We start from the raw sequence: 24,020 nt of genomic DNA on the forward strand, positions 1-24,020 counted from the left end.
TGTATTCGCCGATGCCGATACGAAGATCGTCAACGATGAGGGGCTGCACGTGATCCGCATGCCGGAGCACTATGGCCTGCTGTCGCCGATTCTGCACGTGGTGCCGCTGCAGTTGCTGGCGTATCACACGGCGTGCGCGCGGGGCACGGACGTGGATAAGCCGCGGAACCTGGCGAAATCGGTTACGGTTGAGTGACGGGCCAAGGCGCGTTGGCCGGCCCATTGGGCAGTACCATTAGCCACTCCACCGCCGCAGCCGGGTACTCGTCCGGCCACTCCTTTGTCGGAGATTTCACCGCTTCCCGCATCCGCGACAGCTAGTCTCCAAATGGGTTGTCAGTATCCTTGACCTCGGTACTGAGGTTGTACTCCGCACGCACGGCCTTGAGCACGTCCTCGATGTCGCGGTCGAAGCCGACTGCGTTGCCGAAATGGGTCATGTTCCAGTTACATCCCGTTTTGTCAGGCTCCTGCACCTGCGGTCGCGGCACGCGAATCTTCACACCGTCCTCGACGATTGCCTGCAGTCGATGGATTCGCCGGTCAACCTCCTGCTGAAGCCTGGAGGCGTTGAGCGTCTTACGTATCATCCGGGTCTCCTTGCTGTCGGTGTTGCAAAAGACCGGGGCGCCGAGATAGGCTAGTGGGCGCCACCTCAAACGACGAGCCAGCAATCCCGTCGAGCTCCACGCCGGTGCGGTCCGTCTTATCGTCCTTCAGGATAAATCTGCGGCTCACGCTGGTCACTTCATTTTCTCAATTGAGCTGTTGGCAATGTATAAGAGCTTCACGCTCGCCTGACGAGACGCCATGTAACCCAGTGAACACGCCGCTCACCCGAACCGGGCGCGCTGGCGAGAACATCCGGCATGACCTTGCCCTTCGATGCCTCGATGCGGTGATTCTCGAAGTCTTTCGCTTCCCACGTACCCGTTACCGGGCAAATGTCGCCTGTTCGGACTTCAACTTCTCCTGCGGGTTCTTCCTGGACGCTAGCTTCTGAATCTATCCTGCGTTCGAGGAAATATTCGGATTCGTCTGGGAGGATGTCGTCCTTGTATCGGACATCTTCCCATAGAAGGCGCCAATAGGTTCCAACACGTTCCGCTCGCGCCTGTGCCTCGCTCCACTCATCGATATAAGGCGCCTTCCCTTCGGCGACCAGATAATTGAAGCAGCCATTGTTCTCTGTTTTCTTGACGCCCAAGGGTACGATGCCGAACGCCTTCTCGCGCTCCACCCTGACTGGTTCCCATATGCCATCCGTTGGCACGCGCTGCCCGGAGCGAACAATGAGGTCGGTGCCGGTCGGCACATCGGGAAGCTCGGCGGGGAAGACGGGATAAGGCAGCTCATAGAACAAGAATTTATAGGCGTCTGGATTTAAGAGACTCCCAGCGCTCGGGCAAAGGGCAGTCATATGCGGCGCATCAGGCACTTCCGTAGGCGCATACTCGCCTGGAAATTCGCTCGCGCGCATTAACTTGTGAAGCGCTTCCACGAGCGGCGGGTAGGGCGCCAGTTGCATACCTCGCTCCCAATAGTCTGAGTCCGTATAGAAGTACCGAGATATCGTGCCGGCCTTGTCGAGCGCGAGCGCAAAAGGTTCTCCCGCACGCCACACAAATCGATGACCCTTCGCGAGCTCCGACAAACCTCGGTTATAAAGGCTCAGAACCTCATAAATCCCGGGCAGTGTATCGGGGTCCATCTGCTCTGGCTGGCTCTTCGACCAGTTCTTCACTGCAGCTTCATACGAGTGCGTGAACAACTCCCAAGCATCACGCTTGCGCTTCCACAGCGAATAGCTGCTGAGCCGCTTTAGCAACCAGAAGACGCGACGCCGCACGTCGTCGTCCTGCATGTCATACATGCTTCACGCTCTCCCGAACAGCCGCCAAGTCACCCAATGCATTTTCTTTTCGCCCAGGTTATCTGCAACCATCAGGTCCGGCATCACCGCGCCTGCAGCTACGTGAATAGGCGAATCGTCGTATTTTTCTGCACGCCACACGCCAGAAACGGGGCAGATGTCACCGGTCTTAACGTCTGGAACGTCAGCAGGCTAGGCGGGCGCATCTTCGTGCTTCGCAACGAGGAAATATTGTGACTCGTCCGGAATCACCCCATCCTTATATCTCGTGTCTTCCCACAATAGACGCCAGTGAGTACTCGTGACCGCAGACTGCAAGGTGCGCGGGTCCGGCCGCCCTTTGATATTCGGCGCGTGAGTCCCTTTGACCAAATAGTTAAAGCACCCATTGTTTTCTTCCGTCCTCTCGCCGACCGATAGCGGTCCTAGCACCTTACCGCGACTAATCTTTACTGGCTCCCAAATGCCGTCGGCAGTAACCTCGTCGCCGGACTCGATTACCGGACCTTGGGGTGGAGGGATTTCCTGAAGTGAGGGGGGAAAAACAGGGTAATCCAATTCGTAGAACTGGTACTTGTAGCGGTCCTGGTCCAGAAGTAATGTCGCCGACCGCAACTGGGCAAAATTGTCGTTTGAGGCCGCAACCTCGAACGGCGCGTGCTCCATCTGGAACTCGGATGCACGCATCAATCGGGCAAGTCTATCCACCTTGGGCGGATATGGAGCCAGTTGAGCGCCTCGCTCCCAATACGACGGGTGGGGAAGGAAATACTGGCAGAGATGACAGTAGCGACCGACCGCGAGTTCCAATGGTTGACGATCTTTCCAAATGAAACGATATCCACGCGCTAGCTGTTCCAAACCCTTGTCATATAGACCCAGAATCTCGTAGATGGTCGACAGGTTGTCAGCCGGCATGTACTCCGGGTCACTCTCTGCCCAAGTTTTGACGGCGACTTCGTACTCGTTCGCAAAGGTGGCAAACGCGTCGCGCTTCCTTTTCCAGAGCGCATAGCTTGTCAGCCTCTTAAGCAACCAGAAAACTTGACGGCGAGTTAAGTCATCCTGCATGTCGTATTGCTTCATCGTATATGTCACCGTTGCGTCTCGAGATTGGCGCCAGTTCTCACCCCAGCCGTCTTCACACTGTTCGTCTGCGTAACCTTGCTCTGAACTTCATCGGCCGAGAGCCGAATCGCCTCCTACGACAACACCTTCGTTCTGCAATCCCGTCGAGCATTACGCCGTTGCGGTCCGTCTTGTCGTCCTTCAGGATAACTCTGCGGCTCACGCTGGTCACTTCATTTTCCCAATTGAACTGTCGGCAATGTATAAGAGCTTCACGCTCGCCTGACGAGACGCCATGTAACCCAGTGAACACGGCGCTCACCCGAACCGGGCGCGCTGGCGAGAACATCCGGCATGACCTTGCCCTTCGATGCCTCGATGCGGTGATTCTCGAAGTCTTTCGCTTCCCACGTACCCGTTACCGGGCAAACGTCGCCTGTTCGGACTTCAATTTCCTCCACGGGCTCGTCGCGGTCCGTTGCCCCATCCGTCGGCGCACGTTCAAGGAAATACTCAGACTCGTCGGGAATAACACCGTCCTTGTATCGGTCGTCTTCCCAAAGGAGCCGCCAATGGGTACTGACCTTGTCCACCTGGCCTGTCGCCGCATGAAACTCGCCTGTTATCGCGGGCGCTCGCGTCCCAGCTACTAGATAGTTAAAGCACCCCTCGTTTTTTTCGCTTTTTGCGCCGAAAGCGATAACCCCTAGTACTTTCTCACGATGGATTTTTACGGGCTCCCATATGCCATCGACCGGAATTTCCTGCCCCGAGCGCACAATCGGCTCCGCGCCAAGGGGCACTTCTGGCAGGTTGTTCGGGAATACCGGGTACGGGAGTTGGTAAAACTCATATTTATAGGCGTCTGGGTTCAGCAGTCCCCCAGGTGATGTCCAATGTGCAGATAGGTTTGGAACATACGGCACCTCGAGAGCAGACTGCTCGCCGTGATACTCGGAAGCACGCATGAGACGATTTAGCGCCTCCACCTTCGGCGGATATGGAGCCTCCTGCTGACCGCGCTCCCAATAACGGGGGTCTGTATAAAAGTAGCTGGTGACAGTGTAGTAGTTCGTTATGGCCAACCGAAATGGCTGGCCTTCACGCCACACGAAGCGTCGACCTTTCGCCAACTCTTCCAAACCTTGGTTATACAGACTTAACGTCTCGTAGATGATTGGGAGCAGGTCTGCAGACATCTGCTCCGGGTCGCTCTTTGGCCACGTCTTGACCGCCGTCTCGTAGGCATGGGTAAACGTTTCCCATGCGTCTCGTTTTCGCGCCCAGAGCGAATAGCTGCTCAACCTCTTCAGTAACCAGAATACTTGACGTCGTGTACTGTCGTCCTGCATATCGTACTGCGTCACCGGATAGCTCACTGTGCCCGCTCCTCGTTCGCGCTGTCAACGCGTAGGCCAGCTGTCGCCTTCGCATTTGTCATCTTTGTCTGAATTTCATCACTTGCCAGCCTCCTCGTTCGCACCGCACCGTGAGTACTCGACGAGAACTTACTATAACCGTACACATCTTCAACGTTTGTCCAATGGGTAGGAAAAAAGTCCATCCTCACTCCGTCTATCACCATCGACTCTGCTTCACCCGTTTCTTTCACGCGCTTTCCGACGGTGTTAATCTCTTCGGCAAATCTTCCCATATCAATGACAAGCTGCTTGCCGCCACCCTCCAGGTATTGGGCAGGCCTCTTGATGCCGAACTGCTCGGCAATTTGACCAGCCCACGCTTTCGCCTCAGGCATACGCTTAGCGAGGTCGGCAGGGAACTGAAGGACCGCTAGAAAGCCGTTACCGTTCCACTCGTCAAGCACAGCGGCTCGCACCCGCCACTCCTCTGCGTCTTTGGGCGCTGAACCCAGCCCCCAAAACGACGGCTGGTTATATCCAGCCGCCATGCTTCCCTCTGGAGCGTGTGTGCTCGGATTCCCGAAGGCCCGATATACAGATTTTCCTGCTAAGTCATTGGCATCCATTGCGACAACTTCACCATGAAACGTGGCCAGTTTCGTGAAGACTTCCGCATCACCGGTCGCGACGGTTTTGCCCCTGCGCGCCAGAATATCCGGCCACCCCTGGTCGATTTTCGATTGATACTTGCCACGGATTGCCGCTTCAACCTTGCCCTTATCGGCGGCGCACTCCGTCGAAGCAAAACGCCCCTGGCGAATTTCCCGCGCGAGCTTGCGTTCCTCCAGATACGCCTCGGCCTCACGCCTTACCTTCGGCATGCCGCCCGTGGCAATTTCATGAATTTCGCCACGATAGACCATATTCTGGAGGGTCTTCAGTTTCGCATCGAGTTCCTTGACAGCCTTTGGAACCATCTGGTCCGCAAGATCCTGCAGAGCGCGAAACCCGTCGCCAACCCGTGCAAGTTGCGCGCGCCACATCTCTGGCAGAAGCTGTCCGACGCGCGCTTTCAGCGAGCGCTCGATAGCCAGACGCACGGTCGCACAGAAGTCTTTCACCTTGGAGAGCAACTGCGACTGGTACTTGCCGACGTCGAGCGCCTTCAACCACTGCGGCGCATCACCGTGCCCCATCCTGTTCAGGAACTGGACCACCTCGTGCAGCAGTTCCGCATCCTTTGCCGCGTCACCCGCCACCCGCAATGCAAGCCGACCAACCCCCTTGATAACTCCGCCGACAACAGGAATCAGCGCGAATACGAGAACGATGAGCAAGACCCACTGCATTACTTCCTGGCGTTTTCGGGGGTCCGAACTCATCCCTATGCTCACAGACAACAGGTCGCGCACGGCGGTTACGTCGCCCACCAGCGGAATCATGCCGATAGCCGCATCGGTGATGACCTGGCTGATAGTCTGCTTCTCGTTGAACGCGCCCTGCAGCGTCCCCCAGCACCATTGACCGACCTCCAACGAAGCGCCTTGAAGTCTTCTACGCTCCAGCTCACTGTCACGCTCCCCAGTGCTTTTGAATCAGCGAATCAATGTCGGCGTCGGACAGTTGTTCGCCTTTAAAGTCTGGATTGCTGGTCCTGTCCTTGCGGGCGTAGGAACGCGCATCCGGTCCAAGCTCGACCTTGACCGGCCCCACCGGGACATCCTCAAGTCTCATCCGTCCCTGTGCATCGAGAGCGCCCTGGCGCGTACTGCCGTCAGCCAGCGTGGCTATGTATTTCGCGCCTTGAACCGGTTCATCGTCGTGATACAGATACTGCATCGCCGTGTTGTATCTGGATGTCGGCAGCGCTGGCAGCGGGTATGTGGTGCTGGCGGGCCCGTTGAACGAATGCTGGCTCCCTTTGATGTCGATGTTGCCCGGCGCATGGATCTCGATGTTGCCGCCGGCAATGCGGATGTACGCGCCGCCCGAGGTCAACAGGATTTCCTGGTTCGCCGCTGCCTCGACTTTCTCGGTGGCGGACAGCAACCGCAGCGTCTTCTGGGTGGTCAGTTCGATGTTGTCGGAATGGGCCTGTATCTCAACCTTGCCCTTCGCGGCAAACAGTTTCATGCCGGCGTTCTGGACGAAGAGGCTGATTCGCTGGGCGACGCTTGCGACGAGCGACTTACCTGTCGCTATGTGCGTGTTCTGTCCACTGACGATATTCACCTGCTCGTCGGCCGCAACATGCGTGGAGCGTGGCGTCGACAGGGCGATGCCTGCCGGGCTTCCAAACAGCATCACCGGCTCCTTGAAAGCATTGGCGTTGCCTGTGCCCCCGCCAGCGGTGTTGCCTCCCGACGATGTTCCCGAAACGCTGTTTTGTGTCGCATCGGTAAACGCTTTCAGCGAATCATGTCCGTGCTTCAGACTCTCGGCCTGATGGGTCTCGCTGGCGCCCGACAACGCCTCCATGACGCTTTCGGAATTGATGAGCTGCTGCTGCGTCTCACGAACATCGAGCGGCTGGCTCGACGAACCGTTCGCCGGATGAGTCGACACGTACAAACCCTGACCCGCCCTCACGGCGCCGTAAGCATCGGACTTCAGGTCGAATCCACTTCCGAGGTACGAGCCGCGGATGTTTCCCGACTGCTCGATGAGATAGCCGAGATGCAAATGCGCATGGGTATTGGTCGAATACAGGTGAACGCGGTTCTGTCCGCTGGCGTCATCCATCACTAGCTGGTTGTACCCAGCGCCGCCATACTCCTTGGACTTGTATCCCGACAGCAATCCGTTTGAATGCCAGTGCGGTGACTTGTCAGAATTGAAGACCCGGCCGGAGACGATGGGGCGGTCGCAGTCACCGTCGAGGAACGAGACGATGACCTCTTCGCCGACGCGCGGTACATGAACGCCACCGTAGGCGCCGCCCGTATCCGAGTAGGCCACGCGGACCCAGCAGGACGCGTTTTCGTCACCGCTGTTCAGTCGGTCCCAGTGAAAGCGGACCTTGATGCGGTTTAACTCATCAGTGAAGACTTCGGCGTTGGCCGGCCCCGCGACCGTGGCCGTCTGCAGGCTCATCACCGGTTTGACGTGCTCGAGCGGGCTACGGAATGGAACGGTGCGGCGCTGCGCTTCAACTGCAACGAGATAAAACCCTTCGCTCCCGTCGTGGTGGGCGACAAGGAACGCCGATACCGCGCCCGCATGCGCTGCGCGCACCTGCGCGAGTTCTGTCCTGAGACTATGCGGAAAACCGGCGGTGGCCGAGACCGGCAGATTGTTCTCGATGTACCAGCGGGCCTCGATAACCGCAAACTGCCGCTGCTGTTCGCCATCCAGGTCGTGTTCCGTATGACCTTCGAGCTGGAACCACTTCCCGGCATCGATGTTCCGTACACCACCGACAGCCATGAAGCGTTTCGCTCGGGACTCCCATTCCTCCATCCGGACTTTGGACAGGTGGTCGCCGCGGTCTTGCGTTAGATGCGTGTACGCGCCGGTGTATTCATATACTTCAGCCTGGGCAGGCAGATTCCCATGGCCCGGCAGGGTGGGCACGTTGGTCGACTTTTCATCGCCAGGCGATTTGTAATCGAACGTCCTCGTAGACAACGACGAGCTATGCAGCGTGCGCGAACCTGACCACTGGACCCATGCGTCAGATGACGTATTCGTACCCGCGCGAGAGAATTGCAGGGTCTCCGGTTCGATTGGCTTTAACGAATACACATCGTCGGTGACAACGAGCGTGTGCGACTTACCATCATCGGCATGCTCGAAATAACCGAACAGGCCTTCCGACTCCATCAACCGCTGACAAAAATTCCAGTCGTCCTCGTATTGAACGCAAAACGACCGCTGCGGCAGCGGCGTTCGCAAGTCAAAGCGGAACGCGCCCTGTGCCTGAGGATGACCGTTGAAGACGGTCGACAGTATTTCATCGACCGTTTTGTCCTGAAAGATGCGCGCGTCTTTTCGGAACCGAAGGAAATGCATCCATGACGCGAAAGTAAACTGATAGGTGGTCAGGTTACCGTCAGAGCCGAGACGCCGCGCCGTATATACGTATCCATGATATGGCGCATAGGATTTGTCGGCGGTCTGAATCCAGAGGGTGACAGGCTGGGCAATCAGCGTTTTCAGTTCCAGCGAATCGCGCAATGAAACCGCATCAACCGTAAATTCAAAGTTGCGACCGATACGCGACGTTCCGATGGCCCGTTGAGGCACGAGAACCTCTGTGCCGAGCGGCGTATCCAGCTTCAGCAGCCTTTCGGTTTGATTTATGCCTGCGTTGATTGCCGAAACAAGGTCTTGCGCGCCCATCTTTCTGACCCCGGGAAAATCCAAATTTTGAAACGTCCGGAATCATATGATGAACACGAATATCGCACAATACCGCGTGTGCGTCGCGCTCTGACTGACACGCAATTCGACGTTGCGCTTTTCTTTATCGCTTCATACTGCCGCCGTTTCCGGTTGCTCATTAGCCCAAGGCCGCTCAATTGAAAACGGGAACAGCCAACACGGATTTGACGGACCAGCACAAAGATCAATCGAATTGCGCTGTTTATCCAAAATGAATAGAAAGAGAAAGGGAATGCTTGCACCGGTTGGGTACTACCGCTGAGGCAGGTACGGGTGTGGTGTTCCTGATGACGAACGTCTCGGCAATCACAACCCTCCCCCGCACTCATCCGCCCGTGCGATCCACCTCGGCATGCCGCGACGAAAGCAGGCTGACGGCGCGCCCCATCATGCCCTGAAGCTTTTTCGCGGCCATCTTTGCCCTGTAGCCCATCAACCCCCACGTGGTCGGCAAAACGAGGAACGATGAAGTCGTGTATGACGCACGCCCGCTCCACGACACCTTGTACGGCTCACTTCCGGGCGTGAAATCGACATCGAGTCCATGCTCGAATGCCCATTTCACGCCTTCGTCCAGAAGAACCGTACCGGGCGATAACTTCGCAAGCTCCATATCGTAGGTGACGGTCAGGAAGTCCACCCTTTTCGCACCCACTGCCACGATCAGGGCTGCAATGGGTCGCTGCTGATGCCAGAGTACGAATACACGCATTACACCGGCTTCGTATGTCCTGTTCAACATCAGATCGCCCCAGAACTTGTCACTGGATTCGGAAAAGACCCACTGACTGTCGATGTCCTTGACGTGCGCCCACTCGCGCTTATGGGAGACGAGCCAGTTCACCACGGAGGAGGTCCGGGCGTCGTTCCGATCGAGTACTTCGAGGTTGAAATCAATATGCTTGGCAAGCTTTCGCTTCAGATAGTCCGGGTGTTTACTCCGTCCCGGCCGCGAGCGGCAAAACGCCTCCCAATCTTCCAGGCCGCGCAGCGACGCATAGTATGTCGGCTCGATCTGTGTTCGACGGGTCGCGGCGTACGTCGTCGCGCACCGGCATAGCAGCGAGCTCGAACGGACGCGCCACAACTCCACGATATCCGCACCCGTCGACTTGAGCGCCGCATCCCACGCTAACTTCACGAGTGGCTCGCTGCCGCATTCCGGCGCAACGAGGATGTCACTGGGCGAGCGGTTCCGCGGCGCGAGCGGCGCGGCATACTTCCAGACACTATTCCAGTAGGTAACAAGCGGCCACACGAAAACAAGGCGGCCGTTTTGCCGTCCAGTGACGCAGTGAAGCTTCCGTCGCGAACCCTTTTCCTCGGCGATCAGGCTGGCATGGCAAAAAGCAAAGGATTGGAAAAACTGCCCGTCGGCAAGACGCCAGAGATCGTCCCACTCGCGTTGAAGCGCACGAAAGCGCTCGATATCGTCGACGACGTCAAACGATATGGCGTCCGCCGTCATCGTATTTTGGCGATGCGTGTGAAAGAAAGAATGAGCCGCGCTCTGTATTTTTGTTCGCGCAGTAAGGTCCATTTTGGCTCCGGTCAGTGGTTCCTGGATCGCCTCTGCATTCGTCCCCGGCAAGGGACGAAAGACTGCTTGCGCGAAGCAGACCGTGACTTGTGATTGCACGGTTATCAACTATCAGGCAACTGGCAACGATCAAGCGATACGTGCGTCGTGTGCGTCGACCCCGGACGCGCAACAGCGTGACGAACCGCTTGCCGATGTCTTCGAGGTCGATCATCTCCTGTTGCCGTCGTTCGTTGTGCGGCGTACCGCACAACGTGGCGATGAAAGTGCCGATCGCGTTCGCGCGGCATGCCGGCGACGGTTGCGCAATACCGGCATCGTCGGCGGACAACCGCGCCAGGGATTGCCCGTACGGATCACCAACCTGTCCACCTGTTTGCGCAAATATGTCGTGATTCGACTGCAGGATGGCGTTTTCTCGCGCTATGCAGCGCGTCGCGCCGGCAAGGCGCAGTGTTACGCTGAAGAAAGCAGCCTTCGCGGTCATGAGCCGCCGTTCAGCGGCAGAATCGACAGCCATCAGAACACGCCGCGAAGTGCGATTGCCTGCGAACGGCGAAACATCGCTGCGGGAGCGACTGCGATGAGAATCAGAACATATACCGTACTGACGATAATGGTGTTCAGCAGTGGCGCCTTCGGGTGGCAACCGCTCACCTATCCGATCCGAAGTCAGAGCGCGTACCAGCGCAGCGTCGACAACGCACTATGCTTCGCGGCGGCGAACAGGCAGACCAAGGTCAACATCGCTCGCGAACCGCAGATTCCGCCGCGCAAACCGCCCGCCGCCAAGTCCTCGTCGACCGGCGCGCCATCGCGGCCGCCGTTGCCTTCCAGCAGCTTTTCGTCCTCGCCGATGGGCGCGAGCATGCCGTCCGCCGCGAGCGCGGCAACGGCAACACCGGCTTCGACCACCAGGGCGGCGAGCGCCACCACCGCAAGCGCCCCGGCTACGAGCGCCGCGGCCGACGCGAACGACGGCGCCTCGGAGACAACCGCGGCCAGCGCGCCGCCAACGACTGCGGCGTCCAACGTGAAACTGCCGCCGCTGCCGGCACCGGAACCGCCGATGACACAGTATTGGGCCGCGTACGGCGCGTGCATGCAAGCTCGGGGTTACGTCGTTGCGCAGTGACCTCCGCAATAGCCCGACATGCAAGCCTCGTTGCGGTGCCTTGTTCTCTAGTTGCGGCGCCGGCCTTCGACGCCCGTTTGCGACACGGCAATGCTTAGCGACATGACTTCCGATCAACGCGATTCTCGCCAATGCGGACACTGCGGTGCACCGCTAGCCGGGCGTTTCACACGATGCCCTTCGTGCCACACGCGCGCGGCCGACTCGCTCGACTCGCTCGACTCGCGCTTTGCGCCGCCACGCTCCCTGAACGTTCCGCTGCACGATAGCTCGCCGATCGTGACCACCCCGCTGCCGGCGCGCGGCATCTGGCGTCCCGCGTCGCGCGCGCTGGTCAATCCGTACGACATCGCGGAAGAGCCCGTGGTCGCGTTGTCCGCGTATCAGAGACTGCGCGAGCCCGTTGCGATCAGCGCCTCGGCGCTGGTGGTGGCGTCCGCGGTGTACCTGGGTTTCATCCACGGCGACGATTCGAGCGTCGGAACGCCAATCGTCGTGTCCGGCAAGGTGACGATGCAAGCCGCCAAAGCGCCGATTGCCGCTGCCCGGCCGTCCGTCGTCATCGCCCAGCAGCCCGCTGCCGCGCGCGCGGTGCCCGTGCGGCCGCCGCCGGTTTCGCCGCAGGTCGCGTCACCACCGCCGCCACCGTCGCCGCCCGCGCGCCGCGTCATCGCCGCCGCGCCCGCGATAGCCGCCATGCCGCCGCCTCAGCGCACGCCCAGCACGAAAACGAACGATCAACCGGACAAACCCCGCACGGATGTGTCGAGACATCTCAAGGCCGCGCGCGCGAGTCTGGAACAGAACAATCTATCGGCGACGAAAGCGCGCCTCGCGGCGGCCGTCGCCGCACAGCCGGCCAACCGCGACGCCCTGAACCTGCGCACGGCCGTGAACACACGCGAGCAGCAGCGCGACGCGCTCCTGAATCTCGCGCGCGCCTGCGGCTATGTCTCGCGATGGGCATGCATGTGGCGCAACGCCAGCAACGCGCTGCAAGTCGACTCCAGCAGCAAGGAAGCGCAGCGGCTCGCCACGCTCGCGATGCACGAGTCCGCGTTCGAGAACACGCCGCCCGCCGAGCCCGTCGTGGAGCCCACGCTGGAGATTCGCTCCCCGAGCAACCATCATTGACGACACGCGGCATCGAGCGAGGTATTGCACGGCTTGGCCCATCACTCATCGCGCCGCCGAAAGACCATGCGGCCGCACTCACGCGTGATGCGCGCTAACGGGCCGAGACGGCGGCGAGACACACCTGTTGCGCGATCGCCCGGTAGCGCGCGGCGGTATCCCTGAGCGTCAGGCCGACGAGCGAACGCTGCGCTCGCGCTTGCCCCAATGCAACGATGACCGCATTGGCATAGCACTGCACGTCGTCGGTATCGACCAGTTGCACGCCCGGAAAGCCGTTCGCGAAGGCAAACGACGGAATCCGGCTCGCGACGATCGGCACGCCGGAAGCGAGCGCCTCGAGAAACGCCACGCTATGCGCCTCGGAGCGCGACGGCATGACGAACACGTTCGACTCCGACAACACGGTGGCGATGTCGGTGCGCGGGCCGGCCACCACGACACGTTCCGCCACGCCCAGTTGTTTCGCCAGTTCGATCACCGCGCGCTGATAGTCGGGGTCCTCGACGACGCCGTACAGCACGAGGCGCGCGTCGTCCACCCGTTTGAGCACTTCGCTGAAGGCCCGCACGGTGAGAAGCTGATTCTTCACCGACGCATAGCGGCCGATCTGCACGATCTGCGGCGCGCGTCCGCCACTTTCCACGCCGTCGGTAAAGGCAAAGCGCGCGAGGTCCACGCCGTTCGGCACCACCGTCATCGCGGGATGCGGCCCGATCGCCTGCACGTAGTCGGTCAGGCCTTGCTGCGAGACGCCGATCACCACCCGCGCGCGTCCCGACAGCACATGCTCGATGCGCCGGAACAACGGGCGCTCGAAGTCGTTGGTCGCCGAGTGCATGACGTAGACGACCGGCACGCGCAACGGCAACGCGCGGGCGTAAAACGACGGAATGGTGGCATGCGCGAAGATCACATCAGGACGAAAGCGCCGCACCGCGACCAGCAGATTCCACAGCTTGCGAGCCGCGCGATGGCGCCGCGCCGGGAACCAGCACTGCACGCCGTGCCCCTCCAGTTCGTTCTGCAAGGGCACGAAGTCGGCGTGCACGGGCATGAGCGAGGCCACGCATACCGCCATGCCGTCCGCGCATTGGTCGATGGCGAGATCCTTCGCGAGCACTTCGGCGCCCGACAGGCGCGGCGCCAGAACCAGATGAAAGACACGCATCACGAAGTCCTTGCAGTCAGCGTCCTGAACAGCATCCAGGCCGCGGCACAGCCGAGCCCCAAGGTCATCGACCAGGCAATGCCCGTGACGCCCCACCAATGAACCGCGGGCGGCGCGCTCGCCAGCAACACGACCACCTGGATCGCCGAGGCATGCACGGTCGCCTTCGCGTCGCCCACCGCGCGCAGATAAGCGACCAGTACGGCGATCAGCGCGCCGATCGCCATGTTGATCACCAGGATCCTGAAGAGCGGCACCGCGGGCAGCCACGCCGCGCCGAGCAGCAGCGAGAAGAGCGGCTCGGCGACCAGCCGCAGCGCCTCGACGAACACCGCGAGGCCGACCGCGACCGCCAGCAGATAGACCTTGATGAGCCGCGCGGCACCCTGCGGATTCCTGCGATGATGCGCCGCGAAGGTGGGAAACAGGTATTGCGACATGGCGATCGCGGCGTCGGCGAGCAGCATCTGCGCGAGCCGCGACGACATCTGATAGCTGCCCAGTTGCGCCGGGCCGAGCAGCTTGCCGACCACCACCTTGTCGAACTGGTTGAGCAGCAGATTAATCACGCTGCTCGCCCAGATCCAGCGGCTGAAACCGACATACTGGCCGATGCCCGACCACACCACGCGTAGCGGCGGACGCGGCGTCATCGTCAGCCAGGTCAGCGCGCTTTTCAGGGTTTCGCCGGCCACCAGGCCGAGCAGCACCGAAACCGCGCCCACGCCGCCATAGGCGAGCGCGAGGCCGACCGAGCAATCGACGAAGGCGGCCGCCACTTCCACACCCGCGATATGCTGGAAGCGCCGCTCGCGCTGCACGACGTAGTAAGTGGGCGACGCGAGACCGCGCAACAACGGCAGCAGCGCCGCGAGTTGCAGCAGCACGAGTGAACCGTCGAGATGGAACTGGCTGTTCAGCAACGGCGCGAGCGCGACCAGCAGCAACGAAATGAGCACGCCGCGCGCGGTCAGCGTCGTCCATACCGCGCTGAGTTGCGAGCGCGTCGGCGCGTGTTCGCCCTGAATGACCGCTTGCGCGAGGCCGGTATCCGACAGCGCCTCGGCAATCGCCACCGCGAGCAGGGCCACGCTCACGCTGCCGATCGCTTCCGGTCCGAGCATCCGGCCGATCGCGAGGAATTTGACGGCCACCAGGCCGCGCACGGCGAACTGCTGCAGCAGCACCCACGTCGCCGCACTCGCGCCGAAGCTGCCCGCTACCGAGAACGCCGGAAGCCTGTTCGCCCGCAAGCTGTCTCTCCGTCGAATCGACACGCCGTTGGATCGGTCCGCGCGCAGCGATTCCACGCATCGCTGCGCACGCCGCCGGCGCATGGTTAGTTAGGTCGCGCCAGTAAGCTGGCGAATTTTTCATTGCACTGCATGCACGACCTTACCGCGAGACAATCGGCGACAACCGCCATCAGCTAGCGCGGTTCAGCCGAAGCCGTCGCGCTCCGGTACGTTGACGCACAAAGCGGGTCAAATTGACTGGGTCCGCGCGTGCCGGCGATGCTAACGTTGTTGCGCCAGCGCCGCGAGACAGCCGGCGTCCGGGCATTTTTTCCACCACGCACACGGCCTACCGAACGATGGAACAAGACTACGTCCTGATTGTCGAGCCCAATCTCACCGGCCATCGGTGGCGCTATGTCGAGTGGACCATGCAGGCTTGCGAGGAGGCCGGCTATCCGTGCCTTCTCGTGACCGTATGCGCCAACGAGGATCACCGGCTCGCGAGGCAGATCAGGGCCGCCAACCGTCCCGATCAGCAGATCGCCTTCGTCGATCCCGAAGCCCCGCGCCGCGGGCGTCCGTTCGAACGTAACCAGTACTGGCGCTTTCACCGCTATTTCAAGCGCGTGCATACGATCATCAGCCGCATGCAGAAGATCCGGCTCGTGGTCGTGCCGTATGTCGACTACTTTTTCCATGCGTTGCCGTTTCTCGGCTCGCCGTTCGGCCAGACGCCCTGGATCGGCATCACGATGCGCGCGACGTTCCATCATCACGAGGTCGGCATTAAGGCGCCCGATCGCCCGCTCGTCAATGCGCTCAAGGCGCGGCTCTTCAAGCGCGCGGTACGCTGCACCGGACTGCGCACGCTGCTGACCATCGACCCCACCTTGCCGGAATGGGCGGCGCGTCATTCGCTGGCCGGCGCGACGGTCGCCTACGTCGCCGACCCGTTTCCCGACGAGCGCGCAGAGAACCCGGTGCTCGCTCGCGAGCGGCTCGGACTGGACCCCGCGCAACGCTATCTGCTGGTATACGGCGCGATCACCGAACGCAAGGGCATTTACGAACTGGTGCACGCGCTGACGCGTCTCGAACATGCGCCCACGCTGATCGTCGCCGGCGAGCAGGACGCGGGCACGCGCCACTTCATGCGCAATCACGTGCGCAGCCTCACGCCGCCGCCGCTGGTGCTCGACGCCTTCATCTCGAACGACGTCGAGCGCGATCTGTTCTCGGCGTGCGACGCGGTGTGGCTCGGCTACAAGGGGCACTACGGCATGAGCGGCGTGCTGGTGCAGGCCTACCGCTTCGGCAAGCCGGTCATCGCCACGGAGGACGGCTTGATCGGCTGGTTCAGCCGGCGCTGCGAACTGGGACCGATCCTGAGCGATCTCAGCTCCGCGTCGATCGGCCGCGCGATCACCGAGACGCTGACCTCGTGGCCGCATGCGCGCGAGGCCGTTGCGTCCGCGCGGGAGGATCTGCTGTCACGGCATACGCTGGGGCAATTCAAGCAGACCCTGCTGCAACAGATGGCGTGATCGCACAGCGGGCGGGGCGGCAAAGGCGTTGCCCCGCACACGGTCAGGCGAAGCGTCCAAGCCGCGCGGCGGTCGGCGCGCTAGCGCAGCCGGCCGCGCCACCACCCACCACCGTCGACTCAAGACAATTGCCCACCGGCCACGGGCACTTCCTCGCGCACCGAACTGTTGCGTTTTTCCGGGAACAGCGCGTTGCGCATCATCAGGAACGGATACTCGATCGCGCGCGTGGTCACATAGCCGATCGCGATCGCCAGCGCGAACTGGAACGTGAGCGCCACGATCCAGATCAGGCTCGGTGCGAGGCCGAGTGCGCTCACCTTGCGAATCAGCATGTCGCCGGGCGCCAGCGCCAGCGAATGCCACAGGTAAATGCCGTAGGAATAGAGGCCGATCCAGGCGACCCCGCGATAGAGCCACGACGAACGCAGCGACCCGGAATACTCCAGCACGAATACGATCAACGCGGCGAACCCGATCGCCTGGATCGTGTAGCCGATGCTTTCGTCGAGCGCCAGGTTCTTCGTCGCGAACGCGAGCCATGCGCACAGCAGCACGATGCTTGCGATCAGCAGCCATTTGCGTTTCGCGAGTTGATGGTAGACGCCCGGCTTCATCCAGTAGATCGCGGAGAGAATCACGCCCACCAGCAGACTGTCGATCCGATATTGCGTGTACGCGAAGGCGCCTTCGAGATTGCCGTCCGCGACCGCGAAGCAGCGCGCGGTGAGCACCACCGCGCAAATGCCGGTGAGCACGCCGACGATCGTCCATGCGCCGAGCCGCCAGCGCGCGAACAGCAACAGCAACGCGGGCAGCACGAGATAAAAGTGTTCCTCCACCGCGAGACTCCAGGTCTGCGTGATCGACGTCCCCAGGTAGTTCTGCAAGTGCGCGAGGTTCTGGAACAGGAACGTGTTCCACGGATGCCGCGCGACCAGCAGATGAAACGCGAGCAGCACGTAATACGCGGGCCAGATGCGGAAAATCCGCCGGATGATGAAGCGCCGCGCGTCGACATGACCGGTTTCCGCATACTGTCGAAGCAGCAGGCCGCCCACCAGAAAACCGCTGAGCGTGAAGAACAGGTTCACGCCTTCGCGCCCGAAGTTCTTCAACGGATATTCGATGATCTGAATCAGCACATTGCCGGTCTGCACCGCATGAAAGTGATAGCCCATCACCGCGATGATCGCGATGCCGCGAACGAAGTCGAGTTCGATCGATCGCCCTGCTTTGGAAGGCCCCGCCCCGCCGAATAATTTCATCTTGTTCTCTCCTCTCGCCTGTCGCGGGCGCATGTCCCTTTCTGCATCTTCGGTGGCGCTAGCCGTGCGTGCGCGCCAACATCAAGGCATTGGCCGACAAGATCGGAAAGCGTGCGCGGGTCTTGCAGAGCGCGCCCTTGCCACTGTCGCCAGAACCCAGGCAATGGGCGACGAAACCGGCCACGCCAATTGGCAGGCGGGGATATTCCCGCACAATGAACCGATGTGAGACCGTTAGCAGCAGACCGACGGCGAATCGACGGCGACGGGGAGGAATCAAGCAATGCGCCATCAGTACGCAACGCCCTGGATATGGTTTTTCGTCTTACCGCTTGCGCTGGACTACAAGGCCACCGATGCGAACACGGGCCACTTCGCCCAGTTCGTCTTCGTTCTGCCCGCGATCGCCGCGGGCCTCGCCCTCGCATTGATCGCGCCGCGCTTTCACGAGCGCTCGCGGCTGCGCTCGGCCGTCACCGCGAGCGTGCTGCTCTGCGTGCTCGGCAGCGTCGTCGCTCAACTGGTTCAGGACAACGACACCGGCAATTACCTGCGCGTGCTGCTGCCGTTCGGGCTCTTCATGCTCGGCTATCTCGTCGCGTGCCGGCCGTGGAGCGAGTTCAGAATCGCGCAGTTCGAGAAAGCCGTGTTCGTCGCGAACGTGGTCAGCCTCGCCTTCACCTTCGGCTATGGCATGGCGACCGGCGGCGGCCTCGAGGACGTGCGCTATCGCATCATCTCCGTCACGCTGCTCGGCTTGCAAGGCGTGCTGCTGCATGAATTCGTCGTCGCGCGGCGCTTCAGCTTCGTCACGGTCGCGGTGTTCGCCACGAGCATCGTCATCGAATTGCTGAGCGTGACCCGCAGTCTGCTGGTCGGCACCGCGCTGCTGTTCGTGATCGCAATGGCGCTGAGCGCGCCGTCGATTCGGCAGATCTGGCGCGCGGTCGGCCGCGGCATGGTGGCGGGCGTGCTGCTGGCCGGCGTGGCCGGCATCGCGGTACTGAGCATGCCGACCGTGGCGGAACATTGGGCTCAGCGCATTTTCGCCTCCAAGGAAACCGTCTCCGGCAAGGACCCGACCACCATCACCCGTCTCGCCGAAATGCGCGACCAGTTCGACCAGGTGACGGCGTCGCCGGAAACGCTGCTGTTCGGCGAAGGCTACGGCCACTACTACCGCTACTCGCCCGCCTACCTGCCGGACCTCGCGGGCCAGATGAGCGAGAAAGACTTTTACGCGATCAACGAATGGGCCGCGGGCCATAACTTCTGGGTCTATCAATTCTTCGCGGGCGGGCTGCTGTTCGGCATCGGCATGCCGCTGGCGTCGCTTGCCGCGCTCGTGATCTGCTTCCTGTCATATCGCTACTGGCGCTCGGTCGTGCCGGACGCGCCGATGCTGCCGGTGCTCGGACGCGCCATCATGCTGTTCGCCGCGTTGCCCGCGACGTCGATCGGCGGCAATCCGCTCGGGCCGCGTTTTTCCGGGCTGATCTTCGGCATCGGCCTGGGCTTGATGATCGCCACGCACGCGCGCCTGCAACGCGCGCTGCCGGCGCGCGCGAAACGCGTGCGCAAGCCGCCGCTGATGCGCCTCGCCACGCCGCCTGACCTGCCCGGACGAATCCAACCCGGCATGGGCCGCGCCGATCTCGCGACCACGCTCGGCGTATCGCGTTCGGCAACGCACGGCGCGAGCGAATTCGGCGCGCTGGTGTCGCGCACGTCGCCCACGCAACGCTCCAACCGACCGACTATCGCCCGATGAAAATTCTCCACCTGCTTGCAAGCGTCGATCCACGCGCCGGCGGTCCGGTTGAAGGCGTTCGCCGCAGCGGCATGGCGATGCGGGACGCCGGACACGAGATCGAAGTCGCCACCTGCGATGCGCCCGGCGACGCCTACCTCGCGGCGTTTCCGTTTCCGGTGCACGTGTTCGGCCCGACCCGCAGCCGCTACAGCTATTGCAAGCGGCTCGCGCCGTGGCTCGCCGCGAACGCTGGCCGCTTCGACGCGGTCATCGTGCACGGCCTGTGGCAGTACCACGGCCTCGCCGCCTGGAAGGCGTTGCGCAAAAGCGAGGTGCCGTATTACGTGTACGCGCACGGCATGCTCGATCCGTGGTTCAAGGAAGCGTATCCGCTCAAGCATCTGAAGAAGTGGCTGTACTGGCCGTGGGCCGAGTACCGCGTGCTGCGCGACGCGCGCGCCGTCATCTTCACGACGGAAGAAGAGCGCACGCGGGCGCGCCAATCGTTCTGGCTGTATCGCGCGCGTGAACGGATCGTGCCGTTCGGCACCACCGTGCCCTCGCTAGACCCGCAGCCGCTGCGCGAAGCGTTCCTCACCGCCGTGCCCGGCCTGCGCGGCAAGCGCATCGTCCTGTTTCTCGGCCGCGTGCATGCGAAGAAAGGCTGCGATCTGCTGATCGACGCGTTCGCGCGCATCGCCAGCCGCGATCAGGCCTTGCACCTCGTGATCGCCGGCCCGGACGAAACCGGCTGGGTCGCGACGCTGCGCGCCCAGGCCGAGGCGGCGGGCATCGCGCAGCGCGTGAGTCTTCCCGGCATGCTGCAAGGCGACCTGAAGTGGGGCGCTTTTCACGCAAGCGACGTGTTCGCGCTGCCGTCGCATCAGGAGAACTTCGGCGTGGCGGTGGCGGAGGCGCTCGGCTGTGGACTGCCGGCGCTGATCTCCGACAAGGTCAACGTATGGCGCGAAATCGAGGCGGACGGCGCCGGCATGGTCGCCGCCGACACGGTAGCGGGAACGGAAAAGAATCTGCTGCGCTGGCTCGAACTCGACGACGCGGCGCGCGAGGCCATGCGCGCCCAGGCGGTCCGCACGTTCAATGCGCGCTTCAGGATCGAAACGATGGTCAGCGCGTTGACCGCCCTGCTCGAAACCCGCGGCGGCCCCGAGGACGTGCGCGACAACCCGCTCGCCGCGCTGCACGAAGCCACGCAGCCGAGCCGCTGATCCGCTGATCCGCTGATCCGCTGATCCGCTGATCCGCTAATTCACGCGAGCTTGCCTCGCCTCATCGAATCTCGCAGCAGTCCCCCGGAAACGTTGATGGCGCGTCAATGACGCGCCATCAACGGCTTCCTTCGCGCCTCACTGCTCCTTCATCAACGGCGTCAACGTGGCGGCCGCGATCGGCAGCGTGTCGACTTCCGGTGCTGCGTGAACCGACGTCAAGCTGCTGTTCGCGGCTTCGGCCCGCGTCGTGCTGATGACGTCCGGCACATCGAGCTGCCGCACCAGATGCCCCGCGAGACGCAGCGCCAGCGCGGCAATTGTGATGGTCGGGAAATTCGCGCCCACGGTCGGAAACACCGAACTGCCGCCCACATACAGATTGCTGATGCCGTGCACCTTGCAATCGCGATCGACCACGCCCTCGCGCGGCGAATCGTGCATGCGCGTCGTGCCCATGTGATGCCAGGTGCCCTCCAGCTTCGCGGGCCACGGCCGGCCTTCGAGCGGCGCATCGAGCTCGACGTCCGCGATGCCGGCCATCTGCAACTCCTGCGCGAGCAGCGCGAAGGTTCTGTCGAAGGTGCGCTGCACCTGTTCGCCGAGACGCCACGCCACTCTCACGCGCGGCATGCCGAAGCGGTCGCGTTGATCGGCCGACAACGTGACCCGGCTATCGGGATCGGGCACCGCCTCGACGATCGCCTGCAGCGTCACGCCGGTGATCAGCGCCGGCCACTGCAAAAGACGCGTCAGGCCGTAACCGACCGTTTGCATCGGGTGCATCGCCATGGTCGCGATGTCCGCCTTCAGGCTGCGGCCCGGCTGATCTTTCTGCAGCAGCGCTTCCTTGCAGCGGATCAGCGCCTCGGAGCCCGCGCTGCCTTCGCCGTACCAGCGCGAATAGAGCCACACGCGCGAATTCAGCAGCTTCTCGCGCTCCATCAGTTCCTGCTTCGGCGCGAACTGCGAGGAGATCTTCGTGCCGTGCGCCGAGACCGCCGCGTTCTGATAGTGATACTTGATGTCGTAGAGCTTGTTGCGCGCGATGCCCGGACGAAAGCGCACCTTGCCCGACATCATTCGCGGATGATCCATGAAATAGCGGCCCACCAGATCGTTGGCGTTGCCGAGGCCCGCGGCCTGCACGTTGTTCGAGGCGAGCAGCAGGCGCGCATTCTCGATGCCGCCCGTCGCCAGCACGAAAATTCTCGCCGACACCGTCATCCTGCGGCCGCTGACGGTGCCCACGCGCACCCGCGAAATCGTCGTGCCCTGAGCGTCGGCGTCGATATTCAGCACGTTCGCGTAGAGAAACACGCGCACCCGCTTCGAGCGCGACAATTCCTCGCGATACGCCTTGCCGAAGCGCACGGGCGGACTGAATTGCGCGACGGTATCGCGCATGTCGCCGGTGGCGAGCGGCATGCGCCGCACGTCATCGCGCCCGATCTCGCGCTCCCAGTACGCCGGGTCGAAATTTTGCGGACCGAGTTTCAGCAGTTCATGCGTGCGCGCGTAATACGGCGCCAGTTCGTCGAGGCGAAACGGCCAGCCGCTATGCGCGATCCAGTCGCGCTTTTCGAAGTCCCACGGGTCGAGCGGACGGCACCATCCGCCCCAGCAGTTGCTGCTGCCGCCGAAGTAGCGGCTGCGCGAACCGTCGGCGAACGCATAGGGAAGCCCGACGCTCTCCCCGCGATACAGGTCGCGGGTTTCGTCGTCGGGTCCGAATCCGCCGCTCTCGAGCATGCAGGTATCCACACCGGCCTTCGACATTTCACGCGCAAGCGTGATGCCGGCCACCCCCGCGCCGATGATGCAGACCGTCGTTTCAATGACTGTGTTTGGTTCGACTGTGCGAGTATCGATGAACATCCACGGCTCCCGATCTTTATGCATGCGTTTCTGGAGTGCGTGACTGGCTCTCGCCGGCCGGCGACTGCAAGTCAATCACGTGTATGTCGTGACCGGGCACGGCTTGTCCGCGATCACGTCCTGGGTCTCCTCAGCGTATCGACGCTGCGGTTTTAAGTCTGTGGTTCAGCTCACGGAATCGAAACGCTTGCGGATGAAGCGGCAAGGATTGCCTCCATAGACGCCTTCCGGTTCCAGCGAACGGTGCACGACCGACAACGGCGTGACCACGGCTGAACGGCCGATCGTCACACCCATTTGCACCACGCATTTCGACGTGATCCAGACGCCGTCCTCGATCACGATCGGCGCGACGCGCAGATCCATCGTCGTGCTCATGTCGTGAGAGCCGGCGCTGAGGAACGTGCCCTGCGAAATGCAGACATTCGATCCGATGCGAATCGGCGCCTGGTTGTAGATCCACACGTCGACGCCGAACCAGCATTGATCGCCCACTTGCAGATTCCACGGCGCCTTCACGCGCAACGGATGCACGAACCGGCAGCCCGTTCCGATCCTCGCGCCGAACAGGCGCAGCAACGCAACGCGCACGAACGAGAAAGGCAGCAGCTTGTTGTTGATCACGCAGGCTTCGACGACAAACCAGACCAGCTCGATCAGAACGCCGCGCTTCGCGCGATAGTTGCCCTTGCCCGCGAGGCTCAGATCGATCACGCGGCCCGGCTCGCGCGCGGCTTCTGCTTGCGGCCTGCGGCCGATGCGCGGATCGTCGGCGACCTTACCCATGAGTTGTCTCCCCGTCGGCAGCGGTGGCGCGCATGTGCATGCTTGCCGCCGGATTGCCTGCATTATGTTGCGGCTCGTTCCCCGGCTCGGCACGCTGGCCGTGCGGGCAAGCGTTTTGGCGGTTGCCCGCCTGCCGCCTGGCGCACGATAGCTGTATCGCGACTGCCTGCTGCTGGGGAATACGATGGACCTTATGCTTCGACGCACTGTTATCTCGATGCTTCTCGCCATTGCAACGTCGGCCATGCCGGTCTTCGCGCAGAACGCCGCGCCCGCCGCCGGACCCGCTCCCGCGGCGGCCGCCGCCGGCTACGGCGGCGCCGCGCAAGCCCCGGCGAACCGGCGCGCGAAGCACCAGGACCGCGAGCAGAAGCTGCTCGGCGCGCCGCGCCAATACAGCCTCGACGACGCGCCGCTCGGCAAGGCCGGCGATGCGCAACAAACCTTGCTCGACGAACGACGCATGACCGTGCTGGGAGGCGGCAAGCCGGCGCCCGGCAAGGGCAAGCCTCGAGCCGGCCAGGTGCCCGTCGCCGCCAGGCCGGGACGTGCGAACGCCGCCGAAGCGCTGCTGCCCGAAGGCGCGGCGAGAAACGCTTACGCCGATCCGTATGCGACGGGCAAGCGTCCCGTCTATCGTTCGCCGTGGTGATATGCCT

General features: G+C 62.3%; 19 protein-coding genes and 2 pseudogenes. 7 read left to right on the forward strand and 14 right to left on the reverse strand.

Annotated features, from left to right (window positions below; genetic code table 11):
* Positions 1–196, forward strand: a pseudogene (locus BUE39_RS08010) (glutamine--fructose-6-phosphate transaminase (isomerizing)); the annotation flags it as partial.
* A 121-nt stretch (positions 197–317) separates the two neighbouring features.
* Here BUE39_RS08010 and BUE39_RS08015 read toward each other — a convergent pair.
* From BUE39_RS08015 to BUE39_RS34090, 9 genes and pseudogenes are all read right to left on the reverse strand, one after another.
* A complete protein-coding gene (locus tag BUE39_RS08015; RefSeq protein WP_073428125.1) occupies positions 318–590 on the reverse strand; it encodes a hypothetical protein in 273 nt (90 codons plus the stop codon).
* A gap of 24 nt (positions 591–614) precedes the next feature.
* Positions 615–738, reverse strand: a pseudogene (locus BUE39_RS35385) (PAAR domain-containing protein); the annotation flags it as partial.
* Between the two features lie 49 nt (positions 739–787).
* The gene (locus tag BUE39_RS08020; protein ID WP_235004831.1) at positions 788–1,864 is read right to left on the reverse strand and encodes an Imm72 family immunity protein; all 1,077 of its coding nucleotides are present in this window, start codon (positions 1,862–1,864) and stop codon (positions 788–790) included.
* 201 nt (positions 1,865–2,065) lie between these two features.
* The gene (locus tag BUE39_RS08025) at positions 2,066–2,959 is read right to left on the reverse strand and encodes an Imm72 family immunity protein (RefSeq protein ID WP_073428127.1); all 894 of its coding nucleotides are present in this window, start codon (positions 2,957–2,959) and stop codon (positions 2,066–2,068) included.
* A gap of 254 nt (positions 2,960–3,213) precedes the next feature.
* Positions 3,214–4,320, reverse strand: coding sequence for an Imm72 family immunity protein (locus BUE39_RS08030; protein ID WP_073428128.1), 1,107 nt, complete (start codon positions 4,318–4,320; stop codon positions 3,214–3,216).
* The gene (locus BUE39_RS08035) at positions 4,317–5,837 is read right to left on the reverse strand and encodes a hypothetical protein (protein WP_235004832.1); all 1,521 of its coding nucleotides are present in this window, start codon (positions 5,835–5,837) and stop codon (positions 4,317–4,319) included. The genes BUE39_RS08030 and BUE39_RS08035 overlap by 4 nt, the downstream gene beginning before the upstream one ends.
* 37 nt (positions 5,838–5,874) lie before the next feature.
* The gene (locus tag BUE39_RS08040; protein WP_073428129.1) at positions 5,875–8,643 is read right to left on the reverse strand and encodes a type VI secretion system Vgr family protein; all 2,769 of its coding nucleotides are present in this window, start codon (positions 8,641–8,643) and stop codon (positions 5,875–5,877) included.
* A 367-nt stretch (positions 8,644–9,010) separates the two neighbouring features.
* Positions 9,011–10,225 carry a GNAT family N-acetyltransferase gene (locus BUE39_RS08045; RefSeq protein ID WP_073428130.1) on the reverse strand — a complete coding sequence of 405 codons (1,215 nt, stop codon included), beginning with the start codon at positions 10,223–10,225 and terminating at the stop codon, positions 9,011–9,013.
* Positions 10,128–10,745: a hypothetical protein gene (locus BUE39_RS34090; protein WP_143031916.1), complete on the reverse strand. Its 618-nt coding sequence runs from the start codon at positions 10,743–10,745 to the stop codon at positions 10,128–10,130. The genes BUE39_RS08045 and BUE39_RS34090 overlap by 98 nt, the downstream gene beginning before the upstream one ends.
* A gap of 63 nt (positions 10,746–10,808) precedes the next feature.
* Between BUE39_RS34090 and BUE39_RS35390 the strand changes: the two genes are divergently transcribed.
* Both BUE39_RS35390 and BUE39_RS08055 read left to right on the forward strand, forming a co-directional pair.
* Positions 10,809–11,360: a hypothetical protein gene (locus BUE39_RS35390; RefSeq protein ID WP_073428292.1), complete on the forward strand. Its 552-nt coding sequence runs from the start codon at positions 10,809–10,811 to the stop codon at positions 11,358–11,360.
* 279 nt (positions 11,361–11,639) lie between these two features.
* Positions 11,640–12,494, forward strand: a complete 855-nt coding sequence (locus BUE39_RS08055) for a hypothetical protein (protein ID WP_235004833.1) — start codon at positions 11,640–11,642, stop codon at positions 12,492–12,494.
* Positions 12,495–12,588: 94 nt separating this feature from the next.
* Here BUE39_RS08055 and BUE39_RS08060 read toward each other — a convergent pair whose 3' ends face one another.
* Together BUE39_RS08060 and BUE39_RS08065 are read right to left on the reverse strand one after the other, a co-directional pair.
* Positions 12,589–13,665 carry a glycosyltransferase family 4 protein gene (locus BUE39_RS08060; protein ID WP_073428132.1) on the reverse strand — a complete coding sequence of 359 codons (1,077 nt, stop codon included), beginning with the start codon at positions 13,663–13,665 and terminating at the stop codon, positions 12,589–12,591.
* On the reverse strand, positions 13,665–14,918 hold the full coding sequence (locus BUE39_RS08065) for an oligosaccharide flippase family protein (RefSeq protein ID WP_073428133.1): 1,254 nt from the start codon (positions 14,916–14,918) through the stop codon (positions 13,665–13,667). Before BUE39_RS08065 ends, BUE39_RS08060 begins: the two co-directional genes overlap by 1 nt.
* A 341-nt stretch (positions 14,919–15,259) precedes the next feature.
* Here BUE39_RS08065 and BUE39_RS08070 point away from each other — a divergent pair, with 341 nt between their 5' ends.
* Positions 15,260–16,447 (forward strand): glycosyltransferase, encoded by a 1,188-nt coding sequence (locus tag BUE39_RS08070; protein ID WP_073428134.1) that lies wholly within the window; start codon positions 15,260–15,262, stop codon positions 16,445–16,447.
* Between the two features lie 119 nt (positions 16,448–16,566).
* Here BUE39_RS08070 and BUE39_RS08075 read toward each other — a convergent pair whose 3' ends face one another.
* The gene (locus tag BUE39_RS08075) at positions 16,567–17,715 is read right to left on the reverse strand and encodes an acyltransferase family protein (RefSeq protein WP_073428135.1); all 1,149 of its coding nucleotides are present in this window, start codon (positions 17,713–17,715) and stop codon (positions 16,567–16,569) included.
* 283 nt (positions 17,716–17,998) lie between these two features.
* Here BUE39_RS08075 and BUE39_RS08085 point away from each other — a divergent pair, with 283 nt between their 5' ends.
* Both BUE39_RS08085 and BUE39_RS08090 read left to right on the forward strand, forming a co-directional pair.
* Positions 17,999–19,486, forward strand: a complete 1,488-nt coding sequence (locus BUE39_RS08085) for a hypothetical protein (RefSeq protein WP_073428137.1) — start codon at positions 17,999–18,001, stop codon at positions 19,484–19,486.
* Positions 19,483–20,697 carry a glycosyltransferase gene (locus BUE39_RS08090; RefSeq protein ID WP_084561378.1) on the forward strand — a complete coding sequence of 405 codons (1,215 nt, stop codon included), beginning with the start codon at positions 19,483–19,485 and terminating at the stop codon, positions 20,695–20,697. The genes BUE39_RS08085 and BUE39_RS08090 overlap by 4 nt, the downstream gene beginning before the upstream one ends.
* Positions 20,698–20,835: 138 nt before the next feature.
* Here the strand turns inward: BUE39_RS08090 and BUE39_RS08095 are convergent, their stop codons facing one another.
* Positions 20,836–22,575 (reverse strand): FAD-dependent oxidoreductase, encoded by a 1,740-nt coding sequence (locus BUE39_RS08095; protein WP_073428138.1) that lies wholly within the window; start codon positions 22,573–22,575, stop codon positions 20,836–20,838.
* Positions 22,576–22,740: 165 nt separating this feature from the next.
* Positions 22,741–23,361: a DapH/DapD/GlmU-related protein gene (locus BUE39_RS08100; RefSeq protein ID WP_073428139.1), complete on the reverse strand. Its 621-nt coding sequence runs from the start codon at positions 23,359–23,361 to the stop codon at positions 22,741–22,743.
* Between the two features lie 193 nt (positions 23,362–23,554).
* Here BUE39_RS08100 and BUE39_RS08105 point away from each other — a divergent pair, with 193 nt between their 5' ends.
* Entirely contained in the window at positions 23,555–24,013 is a 459-nt protein-coding gene (locus BUE39_RS08105; RefSeq protein ID WP_235004834.1) for a hypothetical protein, read from the forward strand.
* Positions 24,014–24,020: the final 7 nt, after the last annotated feature.

The organism is Paraburkholderia terricola (genome assembly GCF_900142195.1).
GTDB lineage: Bacteria > Pseudomonadota > Gammaproteobacteria > Burkholderiales > Burkholderiaceae > Paraburkholderia > Paraburkholderia terricola.

Bases quoted from the DNA above. Each gene is read 5' to 3' on its own strand.
- BUE39_RS08015 (WP_073428125.1), bottom strand. From the start codon at position 590: ATGATACGTAAGACGCTCAACGCCTCCAGGCTTCAGCAGGAGGTTGAC.
- BUE39_RS08020 (WP_235004831.1), bottom strand. From the start codon at position 1,864: ATGCAGGACGACGACGTGCGGCGTCGCGTCTTCTGGTTGCTAAAGCGG.
- BUE39_RS08025 (WP_073428127.1), bottom strand. From the start codon at position 2,959: ATGAAGCAATACGACATGCAGGATGACTTAACTCGCCGTCAAGTTTTC.
- BUE39_RS08040 (WP_073428129.1), bottom strand. From the start codon at position 8,643: ATGGGCGCGCAAGACCTTGTTTCGGCAATCAACGCAGGCATAAATCAA.
- BUE39_RS08045 (WP_073428130.1), bottom strand. From the start codon at position 10,225: ATGGACCTTACTGCGCGAACAAAAATACAGAGCGCGGCTCATTCTTTC.
- BUE39_RS34090 (WP_143031916.1), bottom strand. From the start codon at position 10,745: ATGGCTGTCGATTCTGCCGCTGAACGGCGGCTCATGACCGCGAAGGCT.
- BUE39_RS35390 (WP_073428292.1), top strand. From the start codon at position 10,809: ATGAGAATCAGAACATATACCGTACTGACGATAATGGTGTTCAGCAGT.
- BUE39_RS08060 (WP_073428132.1), bottom strand. From the start codon at position 13,665: ATGCGTGTCTTTCATCTGGTTCTGGCGCCGCGCCTGTCGGGCGCCGAA.
- BUE39_RS08070 (WP_073428134.1), top strand. From the start codon at position 15,260: ATGGAACAAGACTACGTCCTGATTGTCGAGCCCAATCTCACCGGCCAT.
- BUE39_RS08075 (WP_073428135.1), bottom strand. From the start codon at position 17,715: ATGAAATTATTCGGCGGGGCGGGGCCTTCCAAAGCAGGGCGATCGATC.
- BUE39_RS08085 (WP_073428137.1), top strand. From the start codon at position 17,999: ATGCGCCATCAGTACGCAACGCCCTGGATATGGTTTTTCGTCTTACCG.
- BUE39_RS08090 (WP_084561378.1), top strand. From the start codon at position 19,483: ATGAAAATTCTCCACCTGCTTGCAAGCGTCGATCCACGCGCCGGCGGT.
- BUE39_RS08095 (WP_073428138.1), bottom strand. From the start codon at position 22,575: ATGTTCATCGATACTCGCACAGTCGAACCAAACACAGTCATTGAAACG.
- BUE39_RS08100 (WP_073428139.1), bottom strand. From the start codon at position 23,361: ATGGGTAAGGTCGCCGACGATCCGCGCATCGGCCGCAGGCCGCAAGCA.
- BUE39_RS08105 (WP_235004834.1), top strand. From the start codon at position 23,555: ATGCTTCGACGCACTGTTATCTCGATGCTTCTCGCCATTGCAACGTCG.